At 71.8% G+C, this 15683-nt stretch carries 16 protein-coding genes and 1 pseudogene; 7 read left to right on the plus strand and 10 right to left on the minus strand.

Going from position 1 to position 15683, the window contains the following annotated elements; genetic code table 11:
- Positions 1–37: 37 nt before the first annotated feature.
- Positions 38–1729, plus strand: a complete 1692-nt coding sequence (paaN, locus tag ACIRVK_RS16865; protein ID WP_404247578.1) for a phenylacetic acid degradation protein PaaN — start codon at positions 38–40, stop codon at positions 1727–1729.
- Between the two features lie 15 nt (positions 1730–1744).
- Here the strand turns inward: paaN and ACIRVK_RS16870 are convergent, their stop codons facing one another.
- Genes ACIRVK_RS16870 through ACIRVK_RS16880 form a run of 3 tightly spaced genes read right to left on the minus strand, consistent with a single transcriptional unit; the run spans position 1745 to position 4564 of the window.
- Complete coding sequence (locus ACIRVK_RS16870; RefSeq protein ID WP_404247580.1) at positions 1745–2485, minus strand: TrmH family RNA methyltransferase; 741 nt, start codon at positions 2483–2485, stop codon at positions 1745–1747.
- A gap of 52 nt (positions 2486–2537) precedes the next feature.
- Positions 2538–3752 carry an HTTM domain-containing protein gene (locus tag ACIRVK_RS16875; protein WP_404247582.1) on the minus strand — a complete coding sequence of 405 codons (1215 nt, stop codon included), beginning with the start codon at positions 3750–3752 and terminating at the stop codon, positions 2538–2540.
- Positions 3749–4564: a DUF5819 family protein gene (locus tag ACIRVK_RS16880; protein ID WP_404247584.1), complete on the minus strand. Its 816-nt coding sequence runs from the start codon at positions 4562–4564 to the stop codon at positions 3749–3751. The genes ACIRVK_RS16875 and ACIRVK_RS16880 overlap by 4 nt, the downstream gene beginning before the upstream one ends.
- Before the next feature lie 266 nt (positions 4565–4830).
- Between ACIRVK_RS16880 and paaA the strand changes: the two genes are divergently transcribed.
- The 6 genes from paaA to ACIRVK_RS16910 all read left to right on the plus strand — a co-directional run bounded on the left by paaA (position 4831) and on the right by ACIRVK_RS16910 (position 9632).
- Entirely contained in the window at positions 4831–5826 is a 996-nt protein-coding gene (gene paaA / locus ACIRVK_RS16885; protein ID WP_404247586.1) for a 1,2-phenylacetyl-CoA epoxidase subunit PaaA, read from the plus strand.
- The gene (paaB, locus tag ACIRVK_RS16890) at positions 5823–6110 is read left to right on the plus strand and encodes a 1,2-phenylacetyl-CoA epoxidase subunit PaaB (protein WP_404247588.1); all 288 of its coding nucleotides are present in this window, start codon (positions 5823–5825) and stop codon (positions 6108–6110) included. Before paaA ends, paaB begins: the two co-directional genes overlap by 4 nt.
- Positions 6107–6826, plus strand: coding sequence for a 1,2-phenylacetyl-CoA epoxidase subunit PaaC (gene paaC, locus ACIRVK_RS16895; protein ID WP_404247590.1), 720 nt, complete (start codon positions 6107–6109; stop codon positions 6824–6826). Before paaB ends, paaC begins: the two co-directional genes overlap by 4 nt.
- On the plus strand, positions 6820–7347 hold the full coding sequence (paaD, locus tag ACIRVK_RS16900; protein WP_404247592.1) for a 1,2-phenylacetyl-CoA epoxidase subunit PaaD: 528 nt from the start codon (positions 6820–6822) through the stop codon (positions 7345–7347). Before paaC ends, paaD begins: the two co-directional genes overlap by 7 nt.
- The gene (locus tag ACIRVK_RS16905) at positions 7347–8408 is read left to right on the plus strand and encodes a 2Fe-2S iron-sulfur cluster-binding protein (RefSeq protein ID WP_404247594.1); all 1062 of its coding nucleotides are present in this window, start codon (positions 7347–7349) and stop codon (positions 8406–8408) included. The genes paaD and ACIRVK_RS16905 overlap by 1 nt, the downstream gene beginning before the upstream one ends.
- A 90-nt stretch (positions 8409–8498) precedes the next feature.
- The gene (locus ACIRVK_RS16910; RefSeq protein ID WP_404247596.1) at positions 8499–9632 is read left to right on the plus strand and encodes an acyl-CoA dehydrogenase family protein; all 1134 of its coding nucleotides are present in this window, start codon (positions 8499–8501) and stop codon (positions 9630–9632) included.
- A 10-nt stretch (positions 9633–9642) separates the two neighbouring features.
- On the opposite strand, the gene ACIRVK_RS16915 is transcribed toward ACIRVK_RS16910, so the two are convergent.
- From ACIRVK_RS16915 to ACIRVK_RS16945, 7 genes and pseudogenes are all read right to left on the minus strand, one after another.
- Positions 9643–9972 carry a rhodanese-like domain-containing protein gene (locus tag ACIRVK_RS16915; protein WP_404247624.1) on the minus strand — a complete coding sequence of 110 codons (330 nt, stop codon included), beginning with the start codon at positions 9970–9972 and terminating at the stop codon, positions 9643–9645.
- Between the two features lie 80 nt (positions 9973–10052).
- Positions 10053–10898 (minus strand): J domain-containing protein, encoded by an 846-nt coding sequence (locus tag ACIRVK_RS16920; protein WP_404247598.1) that lies wholly within the window; start codon positions 10896–10898, stop codon positions 10053–10055.
- A 113-nt stretch (positions 10899–11011) separates the two neighbouring features.
- Positions 11012–12451: a DUF2252 domain-containing protein gene (locus ACIRVK_RS16925; RefSeq protein WP_404247600.1), complete on the minus strand. Its 1440-nt coding sequence runs from the start codon at positions 12449–12451 to the stop codon at positions 11012–11014.
- 772 nt (positions 12452–13223) lie between these two features.
- On the minus strand, positions 13224–14375 hold the full coding sequence (locus tag ACIRVK_RS16930; RefSeq protein ID WP_404247602.1) for an ABC transporter substrate-binding protein: 1152 nt from the start codon (positions 14373–14375) through the stop codon (positions 13224–13226).
- Positions 14376–14521: 146 nt separating this feature from the next.
- Positions 14522–14899 (minus strand): nuclear transport factor 2 family protein, encoded by a 378-nt coding sequence (locus ACIRVK_RS16935; protein WP_404247604.1) that lies wholly within the window; start codon positions 14897–14899, stop codon positions 14522–14524.
- A gap of 35 nt (positions 14900–14934) precedes the next feature.
- Positions 14935–15345: a nuclear transport factor 2 family protein gene (locus tag ACIRVK_RS16940; protein ID WP_404247606.1), complete on the minus strand. Its 411-nt coding sequence runs from the start codon at positions 15343–15345 to the stop codon at positions 14935–14937.
- Between the two features lie 2 nt (positions 15346–15347).
- A pseudogene (locus ACIRVK_RS16945) lies at positions 15348–15683 on the minus strand (MBL fold metallo-hydrolase); the annotation flags it as partial.

Genomic DNA, 15683 nt, shown 5'->3' on the forward strand with positions numbered 1-15683 from the left:
TCGACGAAGAGTTCCTGAGACGAGGAGTTGGTCCCGCATGGCCGCCGAACTGACCGCGCACGACCTGATCGCCAAGCACCGGCCCACCCTCGACCAGGCGCTGGAAGCGATCCGCACACGCGCGTACTGGTCCCCGCACCCCGAGCACCCCAAGGCCTACGGCGAGGACGGCAGCCTGGACATGGCCGCGGGCAAGGCCGCGTTCGACGCCCTGCTGGGCACCCGTCTCGACCTCGGCCAGCCGGGTACGGACGACTGGGTGGGCGGCGAGGTGTCGCCGTACGGCATCGAGCTGGGCGTGGAGTACCCGCACGCGGACGTCGACGTGCTGCTGCCCGCCATGAAGGCGGGCCAGAAGGCATGGCGGGACGCGGGCGCGGAGGCCCGTGCGGTGGTGTGCCTGGAGATCCTGAAGCGGATCAGCGACCGGACGCACGAGTTCGCGCACGCGGTCATGCACACCAGCGGCCAGGCGTTCATGATGGCGTTCCAGGCGGGCGGGCCGCACGCGCAGGACCGCGGCCTGGAGGCCGTCGCGTACGCGTACGTGGAGCAGGTGCGCACGCCCGACCTCGCGGAGTGGACCAAACCGCAGGGCAAGCGTGACCCGCTGGCGCTGACCAAGCAGTTCACGCCGGTTCCGCGCGGGATCGCGCTGCTGATCGGCTGCAACACCTTCCCGACGTGGAACGGCTACCCGGGCCTGTTCGCCTCCCTGGCCACCGGCAACGCGGTCCTGGTCAAGCCCCACCCGCGCGCGGTGCTGCCACTCGCCCTCACCGTGCAGGTCGCCCGTCAGGTGCTCGCCGAGGCCGGCTTCGACCCGAACCTGGTGGCGCTGGCCGCCGAGCGGCCCGGCGAGGGCATCGCGAAGACCCTGGCGACCCGCCCGGAGATCCGGATCATCGACTACACGGGCTCCACGTCCTTCGGCGACTGGCTGGAGGCCAACGCCCGTCAGGCGCAGGTCTACACGGAGAAGGCCGGCGTCAACACGGTGCTCGTGGACTCGACCGCGGACTACCAGGGCATGCTGTCCAACCTGGCCTTCTCGCTGTCCCTGTACAGCGGCCAGATGTGCACCACCCCGCAGAACCTGCTGATCCCCCGCGACGGCATCCGAACCGAACAGGGCCCGAAGACCTTCGACGAGGTGGTCGCCGACCTCTCCCGCGCCGTCGACGGGCTGCTCGGCGACGACGCGCGGGCCAACGCGCTGCTCGGCGCGATCGTCAACCCGGACGTGAAGGCCCGTCTGGAGGCGGCGGCCGGGCTCGGCGAGGTCGCCCTGGCGTCCAGGGAGATCAGCAACCCCGAGTTCCCGGCGGCCGTCGTGCGCACGCCGGTCATCGTGAAGCTCGACGGGGCCAAGCCGGACGACGAGGCCGCCTACATGAGCGAGTGCTTCGGGCCCGTCTCCTTCGCCGTCGCGGTCGACTCCTCGGCGGACGGCGTGGAGCTGCTGCGGCGCACGGTGCACGAGAAGGGCGCGATGACCGTCGGGGCGTACACGACCGACGAGGAGGTCGAGCAGGCGGTGCGGGAGGTCTGCCTGGAGGAGGCCGCGCAGTTGTCGCTGAACCTCACGGGCGGGGTGTACGTGAACCAGACGGCCGCGTTCTCCGACTTCCACGGCTCGGGCGGCAACCCCGCGGCGAACGCGGCGCTGTGCGACGGGGCGTTCGTCGCGGGCCGCTTCCGGGTCATCGAGGTGCGGCGCGAGGCATAGGGCCTGCCGACGGCACTAGAAGCCGCGCGCGCTCCAGTGGTACAGCGTCATCGCCACGCTCGTCGCCAGGTTGTAGCTGGAGACCTGGGGACGCATCGGCAGGGACAGCAGGTGGTCGGCACGCGCTCGGAGGGGAGCCGAGAGGCCGCTGCGCTCCGAACCGAACGCGAGGACGGCGTCGTCCGGGAGCTTCGTTCCCCGGATGTCGTCGCCCTCCGGGTCGAGGGCGAACAGCGGCCCCGCGGGCAGTTCACCGACGTCCAGTCGCTCGACCGCGGTCGCGAAGTGCAGGCCCGCTCCGCCGCGCACCACCGTCGGGTGCCACGGATCCAGTGTGCCGGTGGTGACCACACCGGTGGCTCCGAAGCCGGCGGCGAGGCGGATCACCGCACCGGTGTTGCCGAGGTTGCGCGGGTTGTCGAGGACGACCACGGGGGCGGTGCGCGGGGTGTGTGCCAGCCTCTCGAGATGGGCCGAGCGGGACGGTCGTACGGCCAGGGCGGCCACGGCGGTGGGATGCGGGCGCGGCACCAGGGACGCGTACGTCGTCTCGGGCACCTCGGTCAGCAGTCCCTCCAGCGTCTGCCGCACGTCGGGCGCCAGCTCGTCGGCGAGGGCGAGCGCGGCGGCCCGGTCGGCGGTGACCGCCACCGGGATCCGGGCTCCGAAGCGCACGGCGTGCTTGAGGGCGTGGAAGCCGTCGAGCAGGACGGAGGAGTCGGCGAGCCGGCGCCAGACGCTCACGGGGTCGGTCATGGCGTGCAGCCTACGTGCGCGTGCGCTCCGGGTTCACGGTCGCGCCGGGCCCTCACGCCGTGGTACCCGCGTGCGTGGGCTCGGGGTTCTCCGGCGCGGGTGGCTCGGGCGGGCGCGGGCGGCCGGTTCTGGCGAGGGCGCGTTCACGCGCGCGTGCCGTCCACCCGCCCAGCCGGCGAAGGAACGGCGTGGGCAGGAAGACCGCGTCCGTCGCGATCATCGCGAGGGAGAAGAACGGCAGCCCGAGGACGACGGCGATCACGGCGTGCTCGGTCATCATCGCGGCCAGCAGCACGTTCTTGACCCGCCGGTTGAACAACGTGAACGGGAAGGCGACCTGCACGATGACCGTCCCGTAGGTCACCAGCATCACCATCGTGCCGCTGGACGACAGCAGGTCGGCGAGCGCGGGCCAGGGCGAGAAGTAGTCGAGGTGCAGCGGGTAGTAGACCGCCGTGCCGTCCTGCCAGAGCGAACCCTGGATCTTGTACCAGCCGGCCGTCGCGTAGATCAGACAGGCCTCGGCCATGATCACGAGGAGCGCGCCGTTGTGCACGACGTTCGTGACCACGTCCACCAGGATCCGCGGCTCCCGGCTCCTCGCCCGGTGCGCGACGATCCAGCGCACGGCCTGCGCGACCCACACCAGCCACAGGACGACCGGCACGGTCGCATCGGTGCCGTCGAAGCGGCCCCCGGCCGTCACCGCGACCAGCGCGAACCCGAGCACGCCCCACAGCGCCGGCCCCACCCGGTCCACCGTCCGTTCTCCACGCGCGCGTGCCTCGCGCGCGAGCCGGTCCCGCCGCGCGTCCAGCGACCACACCTGCCCACAGCGCGTGAAGACCAGGTAGACGGACATCAGGTGCAGCACGTTGTCGCCGCCGTCCCCGATGAAGACACTGCGGTTCTGCAGGGAGAGCACCCCGACCATGAACAGCACGGACATGGTGCGGGTGCGCCAGCCCAGCAGCAGCAGGACGCTCGCCAGCAGCGCGAGCACGTAGCAGAACTCGAACCAGAACCGGCCGTTCGACCACGTCAGGACCGTGAAGGCGTGGTTGTCGGCGATCAGCTGCCGGGCCAGGTTCCAGCTCCAGGGGGCGTGCGGACCGTACATCTCCTCGCGGTGCGGGACCTCGCGCAGCAGGAACAGCAGCCAGGTCGCGCTGAAGCCGATACGGATCGTGGCGGTCTGGTACGGGCCGAGCGCCGCCTCGGTGATGCGGGCGATGCCGGCCGAGACCGACAGGGCGAAACGGTTCACTCGGCACCCCCGTCGGTGTCGGCGGCCGACACGGGCCACCAGGGCAGCTCGCGGTACACCGGCTGCCCGGAGACCTTCTCCCCGCTCCACTTCGGCGGGGGCACGTTGGTGGTGCGGGAGCGGACCTGGACCTGGATGACCGAGCCGCTCTTCCCGGCGGCGTCGTCCCGGCCGAGCCGCAGCGCCGCGATCCGCCGCACGTACGCCTCGGACAGGGAGCCGCGCAGCCCCACGGGACGGTTGTCGCCGTCGTGCGTGGCGAGGAAGAAGTCCCAGGCGCGGCGCAGTTCGTTCTGCTGGGTGTGGCTCGGCAGCAGGTTGCCGTCGATGGCCCGGCCGTCCTCGGCCGACAGGTCGTACCAGCCGGTCGTGCGCACCCCGCCGTCCGCCGCGCGCACCTCGGCGCGGACCTGGACCGCGATGTTCTGCTGCAGCGGGTTCGGCGCGAACAGCTTCCAGTTCTGCTCGAACTCCGGGTAGATCCAGTCGTCGATCGCCTTGCCGTGCTTCTTGGTGACCGTGTTCGCGGGCGCGACGTGCAGGAACACCATGCCGATGTGCACACAGGCGGCCACGGCGACCACCGCGAGCGCCAGCGCGGCGGCGATGCGGTAGCGCAGGGAGAGAGCGGCGACACCGGTGCGGGACTCGGCGTACGGCCCGGCGGGACCGGGGTCCGTCGCGGGGGCCGGACCGGGTACGGCGGGCCCCGGTCCCGGGGTGGGCAGGCCGGCCGTGCCGTGCTGCCCGGGCGCGCCGCCCGGCTCGTGAGGCCCGTGCCGGGCGTCCGAGCCTGTGTCGTACCCGTCCATCGCGCCCCGTCTCCGCTTTCGGTCCGTCTTCGGCCACCGGCCGCGGGTCGCCGCAGCGCCCGCGCGTTCCGCTTCACCGCACTAGAACGGGAACGGTACTCAGACCCGCCCCTCGGGCACAGCCCCGTCGGGTTGTCCACAGGCAATGCCCGCAGGTTTTCCACAGCGGTTGACACCTCACGGCGGCCGACCCACCATGGAAGCGAACGAACCGAACGATCGGTCGGGAGCCGGCTCCGGACCCAGCCCAGGTCGAGGGGGACCGCATGGCGACAGCCGCCGCCCAGCAGGCGCACGGCACACAGGACGTGGCCGTGGCCACCGACGCGTACCAGCGCGCCTTCGACGCCGCCGTGGCCGCCGACGAGCGCATCGAGCCGCGGGACTGGATGCCCGACGCCTATCGCGCGACGCTGGTGCGGCAGATGGCACAGCACGCCCACTCCGAGATCATCGGCATGCAGCCGGAGGCCAACTGGATCACGCGCGCGCCCTCCCTGCGCCGCAAGGCCATCCTCATGGCCAAGGTCCAAGACGAGGCGGGGCACGGGCTGTATCTGTACAGCGCGGCCGAGACCCTCGGCACCGGCCGCGAAGAACTGCTCGACAAGCTGCACTCCGGCCGCCAGAAGTACTCCTCGATCTTCAACTACCCGACGCTGACCTGGGCGGACGTCGGCGCGATCGGCTGGCTGGTGGACGGCGCGGCGATCACCAACCAGGTCCCGCTGTGCCGCTGCTCGTACGGCCCCTATGCGCGTGCGATGGTCCGCATCTGCAAGGAGGAGTCCTTCCACCAGCGCCAGGGGTACGAGCTGCTGCTGGCCCTCAGCCGCGGCACCCCCGAGCAGCACGCGATGGCTCAGGACGCGGTGGACCGCTGGTGGTGGCCGTCCCTGATGATGTTCGGGCCGCCCGACGACGAGTCGGCGCACTCCGCGCAGTCGATGACGTGGAAGATCAAGCGGCATTCGAACGACGAGCTGCGCCAGCGCTTCGTCGACATCTGCGTCCCCCAGGCCGAGTCGCTGGGCCTGACCCTGCCCGACCCGGACCTGAGGTGGAACGAGGAGCGCGGGCACCACGACTTCGGTCCCATCGACTGGACCGAGTTCCACGAGGTCCTGAGGGGCAACGGCCCGTGCAACGAACAGCGGATCAGCCAGCGCAGAAGGGCCCACGAGGAGGGCGCGTGGGTGCGGGAGGCCGCCGCCGCCCACGCGGCCAAGCACAGCCACAGGACGGGAGAGCGGCAGGCATGACGAACACCGACTGGCCCCTGTGGGAGGTCTTCGTGCGCTCACGCCGGGGCCTCTCCCACACCCACGCCGGCAGCCTGCACGCACCGGACGCGGAGTTCGCCCTGCGCAACGCCCGCGACCTGTACACCCGGCGCGGCGAGGGCGTCTCGATCTGGGTCGTCCCCTCGTCCGCGGTCACCGCGTCCTCACCCGACGAGAAGGACCCGTTCTTCGACCCGGCCGCCGACAAGCCGTACCGGCACCCGACCTTCTACGAGATCCCGCAGGGGGTGAAGCACCTGTGACGACGACCGTCCCCACGACCGCCGCCCTCGCCCTCGGCGACGACGCCCTGGTGCTCTCGCACCGCCTCGGCGAGTGGGCCGGCCACGCCCCCGTCCTGGAAGAGGAGGTCGCCCTCGCCAACATCGCGCTGGACCTGCTCGGCCAGGCCCGGGTGCTGCTGTCGATGGTGGGCGACGAGGACGAGCTGGCGTACCTGCGCGAGGAGCGCGCCTTCCGCAACCTCCAGCTGGTGGAGCAGCCCAACGGCGACTTCGCCCACACCATCGCCCGCCAGCTGTACTTCTCCACCTACCAGCACCTGCTGTACGCCGAACTGGCCGCCGGCGACGGCCCCTTCGCCGATCTCGCCGCGAAGGCCGTCAAGGAGGTCGCCTACCACCGCGACCACGCCGAGCAGTGGACCCTGCGACTGGGCGACGGCACGGACGCCGGCCACGAGCGGATGCGGCGGGCCTGCACGGCGCTGTGGCGCTTCACCGGCGAGATGTTCCAGCCGGTGGACGGACTGGACGTCGACCGCGCCGGGATGGAGGACGCCTGGCTGGAGTCCGTCGGACGGGTGCTCGACCGCGCCACCCTGACGGTTCCCGAAGGGCCGCGCTCCGGCGCCTGGACGGCGGGCGCGGGCCGCCAGGGCGTGCACACCGAGCCCTTCGGGCGGATGCTCGCCGAGATGCAGCACCTGCACCGCAGCCACCCGGGGGCGTCATGGTGACCGTCACCCCGCTGGAGGCGGAACTCCTCGAGATCGCCGGTTCGGTGCCCGACCCCGAGCTGCCGGTGCTCACCCTCCGGGAACTCGGCGTCGTACGGGCCGTGCGCGTACACGGCGCGGACTGCGTCGAGGTCGAGCTGACGCCGACGTACACCGGCTGCCCGGCCATCGAGGCGATGTCCCTGGACATAGAGCGGGTGCTGCACGCGCACGGCGTGCGCGAGGTCGCCGTCCGCACGGTGCTGCGGCCGGCCTGGTCGACGGACGACATCACCGCCGAAGGGCGGCGCAAGCTGCGGGAGTCGGGTATCGCGCCGCCCCGTCCGGTGCATGACCGCGGCCCCGTGACGGTGAGGCTGGGCCCGACCCGCACCCTCACGGCCCAGACGAACCCGGTCCGCTGCCCCCACTGCGGCTCCGCCGACACGGAGTTGCTCAGCCGCTTCTCCTCCACCGCGTGCAAGGCGCTGCGCCGCTGTCTCGCCTGCCGTGAACCCTTCGACCACTTCAAGGAGTTGTGATGGCCCGCTTCCACACGCTCCCGGTGGTGGCGGTCGACCGGCTCACCGACGACTCCGTGGCCCTCACCCTCACCGTCCCGCCCGAGCTGCGCGAGGAGTACCGGCACACCCCCGGCCAGCACCTCGCGCTGCGGCGGAAGGTCGACGGCATCGAGATACGCCGCACGTACTCGATCTGCTCCCCGGCGCCCGACGGGGACGGTCCGAGCACCCTGCGGGTGGGTGTGCGGCTGGTCGACGGCGGGGCCTTCTCGACGTACGCGCTGAAGGAGATCGGCGTCGGCGACGAGCTGGAGGTCATGGCACCGGCCGGCCGCTTCACCCTCGAACCGGCCCCCGGTCTGTACGCGGCGGTGGTCGGCGGCAGCGGCATCACCCCGGTGCTGTCCATCATGTCCACGCTGCTCGCCCGCGAGCCGCAGGCGCGGTTCTGCCTGATACGCAGCGACCGGACGGCCGCCTCGACCATGTTCCTGGAGGAGGTCGCCGACCTGAAGGACCGGTATCCGGACCGGTTTCAGCTGGTGACGGTGCTGTCCCGGGAGGAACAGCAGGCCGGACTGCCGTCCGGGCGACTGGACCAGGAGCGGCTGAGGGGACTGCTGCCCGCGCTGCTGCCCGTCGACGCGGTGGCGGGATGGTTCCTGTGCGGTCCGTACGGACTGGTGGAGGAAGCCGAGCGGGCGCTGCGCGGGCTCGGGGTGCCGCGTGCCCGTGTCCACGAGGAGATCTTCCACGTGGACAGCGCCGCCCCGGCGCCGGGCTCGGCGGCCACCGCCCCCGCGCACAGCACGGTCACCGCCCGGCTAGACGGCCGCGGCGGCACCTGGCCCGTCAGGGACGGCGAGTCCCTGCTGGAGACGGTGCTCCGCAACCGGCCCGACGCGCCCTACGCCTGCAAGGGCGGCGTGTGCGGCACCTGCCGCGCCTTCCTGGTGACCGGGGAGGTGCGCATGGACCGCAACTTCGCGCTGGAGCGGGAGGAGACGGAGGCGGGTTACGTGCTGGCGTGCCAGTCGCATCCGGTGACGGAGAAGGTGGAGCTGGACTTCGACAGATGAGGGTGCCGTGGCCGCACCGTTCCCTTCTCCTAGAACCTGTTCTATCTTGACGGTCCGTCAGATCAGCGGACCCTCCGGAGGGACAGGACCGTGGACTTCACCTTCACCGAGGAGCAGGAGGCGGCGGCCGAGGCGGCGCGGGGGGTGTTCGCCGGGGTCGCGCCGGACGCGGTGCCCTCTCCCTCACTGGTCGCGGGCGCCGTCGCCGAGGACTTCGACCGCGCCCTGTGGGCCAGGCTCGCGGAGGCCGATCTGCTGAGCCTGCTGCTGGACGCCGAGTACGGCGGGGCGGGCCTAAACGCCATCGCACTGTGTCTGGTACTGCGGGAGTCGGCCAAGGGGCTGGCACGGATTCCGCTGCTGGAGAGCAGCGCGGCCGTCGCGGCCGTACAGGCCTACGGCGGCCCGGAGTTGAAGTCGGCACTGCTGGCACGGGCCGGCCGGGGCGAGGTGGTGCTCACCGTCGCCGCGAACGGCCGCACCGGCCACGACGGGGCCGAACTCGCCGTCACCGCACGCCAGGAGGGCGAGGACTGGCTGCTGGACGGCGTACAGACCGCGGTGCCGTGGGCACACACCGCGGACTTCGTCCTCGTACCCGCGCATACGGCCGCGGACCGGACGCTGCTGGCCGTCGTTCCCCGCGTCCACCCGGGGGTCGTGCTCGGGGAGCAGATCTCCACCACCGGGGAGCGGCTCGGCGAGCTGCGGCTGGAGTCGGCGCGGATCGCCGCACGGGACGTGATCGACGCGGACGGGGCGTGGGAGTGGCTGCGCGGGCTGCTGGCCACCGGGACGTGCTCGCTCGCGCTCGGGCTGGGTGAACGGGTGCTCGCGATGACCAGCGAGTACGCGGGCAAGCGGGAACAGTTCGGGCATCCGATCGCCACGTTCCAGGCGGTGGCCGTGCAGGCAGCCGACCGCTACATCGACCTGCGCGCCATGGAGGCCACGCTGTGGCAGGCCGCGTGGCGTCTCGCCTCCGGGGCGACCGGCCCGCTGCCCGCCTCCGGCGACGTCGCCGTCGCCAAGATCTGGGCGTCGGACGGCGTACGGCGGATCGTGCAGACGGCGCAGCATCTGCACGGCGGGTTCGGCGCCGACGTCGAGTACCCGCTGCACCGCTACCACGCCTGGGCCAAGCACCTGGAACTGTCGCTCGGCCCGGCCGCGGCGTACGAGGAGGCCCTGGGCGACCTGCTGGCGGCGCACCCCCTGGGCTGACCGGGACGGACTACAGGACGAACCCGGGCTGTCCCCCGTCGGTCACGACGGGCCGGCCCGCGGCCGCCCACACCTGCATGCCGCCGTCGACGTTCACGGCGTCGAGGCCCTGTTGGACCAGATACATCGTGACCTGCGCCGAACGGCCGCCGGAACGGCAGATCACATGAACGCGGTCGTCCTGCGGCGCGGCCTCGGTGAGCTCGCCGTAGCGGGCCACGAACTCGCTGATGGGGATGTGCAGGGCACCTTCGGCGTGGCCCGCCTGCCACTCGTCGTCCTCGCGGACGTCCAGCAGGAAGTCGCCGTCCTTGAGGTCGCCGACCTCGACCGTGGGCACACCAGCTCCGAAACTCATGCCCCGACGCTACCGGACGGTGCGGGGAGGGGGTGGGGTGGCTGGGGTGGGGCCCACCACGACTACCCCTCGAGCAGCTCCGCCAGCTCCCGCTCCCGCGACGCCACATCCGCCAACAGCTGCTCGGCGATCTCCTCCAGCAGGCGGTCCGGATCGTCCGGCGCGAGGCGGAGCATCGAGCCGATCGCGCCCTCCTCCAGCTCCCTGGCCACCAGCGACAGCAGCTCCTTGCGCTGGGCGAGCCATTCGAGGCGGGCGTACAGCTCCTCGCTGCGGCTCGGGCGGCGCTCGGCCGGCTCCGGTCCCTTGGCCCACTCCTCGGCCAGCTCCCGCAGCATGACCTCGTCCCCGCGGGCGTAGGCCCCGTTCACGCGGGTGATGAACTCCTCGCGGCGGGCCCGCTCGGCGTCGTCCTGGGCCAGGTCGGGGTGGGCCTTGCGGGCGAGTTCGCGGTAGAGCCTGCGGGCCTCGTCGCTGGGGCGAACGCGCTGCGGGGGCCGCACGGGCTGGTCGGTGAGCATCGCCGCGGCCTCCGGGAACAGGCCGTCGCCGTCCATCCAGCCGTGGAACAGTTCCTCCACGTCCGGCATCGGCATCACCCGGCCGCGGGCCTCGTCCGCCTTGCGGATGTCCTCGGGGTCGCCGGTGCGGGCGGCCCTGGCCTCGGCTATCCGGGCGTCCAGCTCGTCGAGGCGGGCGTACATGGGGCCGAGTTTCTGGTGGTGCAGCCGGGAGAAGTTCTCGACCTCGATACGGAAGGTCTCGACCGCGATCTCGTACTCGATCAGCGCCTGCTCGGCGGCGCGCACGGCCCGCTCCAGCCGCTCCTCGGGGCGCGGCGTACCGTCCTCGGGCGTCGCCTGCGCCTCACCGGCGACCCCACCCTGCTCAGTTTCCGGGCTCGTCACCCGACCAGCGTAGGCCACGACCGAACCGGCCCCGCCTGAACACCGACGACAACAGAGCAGGCGCCCCTGATCTCATCCCGCCCTCTCCGCCCGCCCTCCCCTCCCCCTCCTGCTCACACCCCCATCTCCGCCGCGACCCGCCCCGCCCGCACCGCGGCCACGAACTCGGCGTGGTCGGCCTCCGTCCGGTCGGCGTAGGTGACGGCGAAGTCGGCGACGGCCTCGTCCAGTTCCTCGTTCTTGCCGCAGTACCCGGCGATCAGGCGCGGGTCGGCGCTGTGGGAGTGGGCGCGGGCCAGGAGGGCGCCGGTCATGCGGCCGTAGTCGTCTATCTGGTCGGCGGCCAGCGCCGCGGGGTCGACGCTGCCCTTGCGGTTGCGGAACTGCCGTACCTGGAAGGGCAGTCCGTCGACCGAGGTCCAGCCGAGCAGGATGTCGCTGACCACCTGCATCCGCTTCTGTCCGAGGACCACCCGCCGCCCCTCGTGCTCGACGACCGGCGCCTCGAAGCCCGGCGCCTCGAAGCCCGCCGTCACCAGATGCGGGACCAGCGCCGAGGGGCGGGCCTCCTTCACCTGGAGCACCAGCGGTTCGCCGCGGTGGTCCAGGAGCAGCACGACATAGGAGCGGGTGCCCACGCTGCCGGTGCCGACGACGCGGAACGCCACGTCGTGCACCGCGTGCCGGGCCAGCAGCGGGAGGCGGTCCTCGGACAGCGTCTCCACATAGCTCTCCAGGGACGCCGCGACCGCGGCCGCCTCCTCGTCCGGCACCCGGCGCAGCACCGGCGCCGCGTCCACGAAGCGCCGGCCGCCGTCCTCGTGCGGCTCGGTCGACTTCGCCGCGAACCGCCCGCTGGTGTTGCCCCGCGCCTTCTCGGAGACCCGCTCCAGCGTGCCGAGCAGGTCATGGGCGTCGGTGTGGGAGACCAGTTCCTCGTCCGCGATCGCGTTCCACGCGTCCAGCACCGGCAGCCTGGCCAGCAGCCGCATGGTGCGCCGATAGGCGCCGGTGGCGTCGTAGGCGGCCTTGCGGCACTGGTCCTCGTCGGCGCCGGCCTCCCGGCCCGCCAGCACGAGGGAGGCGGCGAGCCGCTTGAGGTCCCACTCCCAGGGGCCCTGGACGGTCTCGTCGAAGTCGTTCAGGTCGATCACGAGGTCGCCGCGCGCGTCGCCGTACAGGCCGAAGTTGGCGGCGTGCGCGTCCCCGCAGATCTGGGCGCGGATCCTGGTCATGGGAGTGCGCGCGAGGTCGTAGGCCATCAGGCCCGCCGAGCCGCGCAGGAACGCGAAGGGGGTGGCCGCCATCCGGCCCGCCCTGATCGGCGTGAGGTCGGGTATCCGGCCGAGGTTGGACTCCTCCACCGCGGCGACCGCGGCGGGCCGGGCGGCGTCGAGGTCGAACGTGGCGTGCGCCCGGCGTGGGACCAGCTTGCGCAGCGCCTTGCCCTCCTCCTTGGGTGATCCGGCGGCCGGCCACTCGGCGAACCCCCGCACCCTCGGCAGCCGCCGCCCGCCGGCCTCCGCCGCTCCAGCCACCCCGGTTCCGCTCACGCCGACCGCCTCCCCCGCACTCACCCGGCGCCAGCCCGAAACCGGGCGCCGACAACATCAAGACGAACATCAACTCGTGCAGACCGTACAACCGGCGGCGATGCACGCGTCAGACCCTGTGGACAACTCCGCGCCTGTGGAAAACCCCGCCCGAAAGCGTCCCGGCGGGCCCGTGTGATTGTCCTCACCGGGTAATACGGCTCACACCGCCCGGGACAACGCGAAGGCCCCCAGATCTGGGACCTGGGGGCCTTCGGCTGGTGGGGAGCCGACGGAATGGGCTGGTCAGGGCCTACACCAGCACCCACGGAGATCGTTCCCGCGCTCTCGGGCCGATTTTCCCACCACCCAGGCCAGCGACTGCGGCAGGAGACGCCCGGCCTTCCTGACCGCCTTGCCGCCGACGCCGACCAGGACCGGCCCACCGGCCCACTCCGCCCCAGCCGCACCAGCACACCCGTCCGCACTGACCTTCCCGGAGATCCGCCACCTTCTCGCCGCCGTCTTCACCACTCCGGTCACGTTCACAGCCAGGCTGCTGCACTGGTCCGACTGGCGCAGATACCACCAGGCCACAGCCCGACGCTGTCACTACCGACAACCATCCGCCGACGAACTCACCAGACAGATCATGAAACCGCACTGGAGTACTGGGAGGAGCGTCGGCAGGGCCGGAGTCGCTGAGTCTGTCCGTCGCCTGTAAGGCGGCCAGGAATTGCCGGGCCGCCGGCCCATCGCGCAGGGAGTGCGAGGCCGCGGCACCGGTCGGCGGTCAGGCTCCGGGGTGCAGTCCGAGCCAGCCGGGGCTCGGGTCGCCCTTCACCTCACCGAAGTACAGGGCGAAGGTCTGCTTCCAGCGCTCGATCGCCGCGCGGTCGGCCATGAAGCGAGGGAAGCCGTCGAGGTTGCCGTTGGGGTACTCCCAGACGGGCTTCAGCCCGGTAGGCGGGGTGACATCGGTGCGGACCGACCAGCCGTTGGTGGCGGCCTTCTGCTGCTCGACGGAGAGCCGCCAGTTCAGGTACAGCTTTGCGGCGGTGGGGTTCTTGGCCTGCTTGAGGATCGCGGCCCGCTGTCCCCAGGACATGAACGGCGCCTCCTCGGGCAGCACCCACTTGACCGGCCCGGTGGACAGCGGCGCGCCGGATCCGCCGATGCCGATGGCCTTCTGGCCGCTGGTGACGGCCGCGCTCGGGGTGTAGCTGCCGCGGGCGAACTGGAGGTCCTGGGTGGCCAGTCGTGCGAGCCAGTCCCAGCCGTACTTCTCCACGTAGAGGGTGTAGAGGTAGAGGACCGCGTCGTCGTCGTGCGGGTAGGACGAGGCGATCTTCCCCTTCCAGCGGGCGTCGGCCAGGTCGAGCGGACCGCTGGGGATGTCGGAGCCGACCGCGGCGGGACCGTACATGTAGCTGAAGGCACTGACCTGGACGGCGACCCACGCGCCGTGCGGGTCCTTGAAGGGAGCGTAGAGCTTGGAGAAACCGGCCGGCTTGTAGGCGAGCAGGCGGCCCTGCTCCTTCCAGCGCACGAAGTCCTGCACGGTCTGGAGCTGTACGACGTCGGGTATCAGGGTGTCGGTCGCGAACTGGTTGTCGACGCGGACGTCGTGGTACTTGCTGTAGTCGACGACCACCGTCAGGTCGATGCCCGGGAATCGGTCCTTGAAGCCGTTGCGGATTCCGTCCGCCTGACTGGAGATGTCACCACCGGCGTAGAGCACGAGCTTGCCGCCCTCCGCGAGGGCTGCCTGGTAGAGCTCGTCAAGAGTCCGCTTCTCCTCGGCGCCGCCCGTTGCCACGCGGCCCGCAGAGGCTTGGCCGGTGGCGGCCTGAGCGGGGGTGACGGAGGCAGCGGCGACACCGAGACCGAGAGCGGCGCCCGCTCCGGTGGCAAGCAGGCGGCGTCGACTGGGAAGGCTGGTCATGGTGGGGGGAGCCTCTCTGTCCGTTCTGTTCGGTTCTGATCTGCTCTGTTCTTGTTCTGTTGTCTGTGTGTGGTGCGGCTGGACCACGGCAGCGGAGCAGCACGGCGCCCGGGTACGGCACGGATGCCGTGCTGCTGCTGTGGGGGTCAGAACATGGTGTTGTCGTTGGCGCTCTTCTCGGGCACCTCCTGGATCACGTCCCAGTGCTCGACGATCTTTCCGTCGGCGACGCGCCAGAAGTCCGCGACGGCCATGCCCCGGTCGCCGGGCTTGAGGTGCAGGTTGCTGTGGGTGACCACCAGGTCCCCTTCGGCGATCACACGCTTGATGTCCAGGCGCAGGTCGGGGAACTGCCCGCGCAGCCAGTGCACATAGCCGACGAAGGCTCCCGGGCCGTCCTGCGCCTCGGGGTTGTGCTGGGTGTAGCTCTCGCCGAGGTGTGCGGTGGCGGCCTCGGGCTGGTAGTCGTTGAATGCCTGCTCGTAGAAGGCGGTCACGAGCGCCTTGTTGTCCGCAGCGGACATGTCTGTCTCCTGCCTCGCGGTGGGTGCGTTACGAATCAGTCGTTCGTGGCCTCGCGGACGAGCGCCGTGTCGACGAACTGTTCGAAGCGGACGATGAGTCCGCCCCGTACGACGAAGTGGTGGGCGACGCGGACGTCGATCGGCTTGCTCGTGGCCTTGTTGACGGCGGTGTAGCGGGCCAGGACGACGACGTTCTCGCCGTCGACGACGTAGGTGTCGTCGTGGGCGGCCCAGCCGTCCCACTCCTTGCCGAGCTGCTCCATGACGTTCGAGGTGACGCCTTCGGGCGTGCGGTAGGTCCCGGCCAGGGGGAAGCCGGCCATCTCCGTCCACTCCACGTCGGGGGCGAGGGTGGCGCGCAGGGCGTCCAGGTCGCCGGCGGCCGAGGCCAGGTACTGGCGGCGTACGACGTCGGCGGGGGCGGGGGAGGTGGCGAAGTCGGTCATGGTCAGCCCCACTTCATCTCGCCCTTGGCGACCTTGGCGCCGATCTGGGCGGCGATCAGCATGCCGTTGCCGGGGTAGCGGGCCACGAGCGCCTCGGTGAGGGCGGCGCCGTCGGCGGCCTTGCCCAGCTCCTCCTCGAAGGCGAGCAGGTACTCGCGGGTGGCGGTGATGGCGGAGGCGTCGGCGGCGGTGCCGGGGAGGCGGTGGCCGGGGACGACCAGGTCGGGCTGGAGGGCGGCCATTTCGTCGAGGACGTCGATCCAGGCGGCGCGGTCGTCGGGGGTGGGGGTGTCGGCGACCCAGACGTGCTCCTGCTGGAAGAGAAGGACACCGCCGAG

Origin of the sequence: Streptomyces sp. NPDC101152, from assembly GCF_044768275.1 — a bacterium.
Classification (GTDB): domain Bacteria; phylum Actinomycetota; class Actinomycetes; order Streptomycetales; family Streptomycetaceae; genus Streptomyces.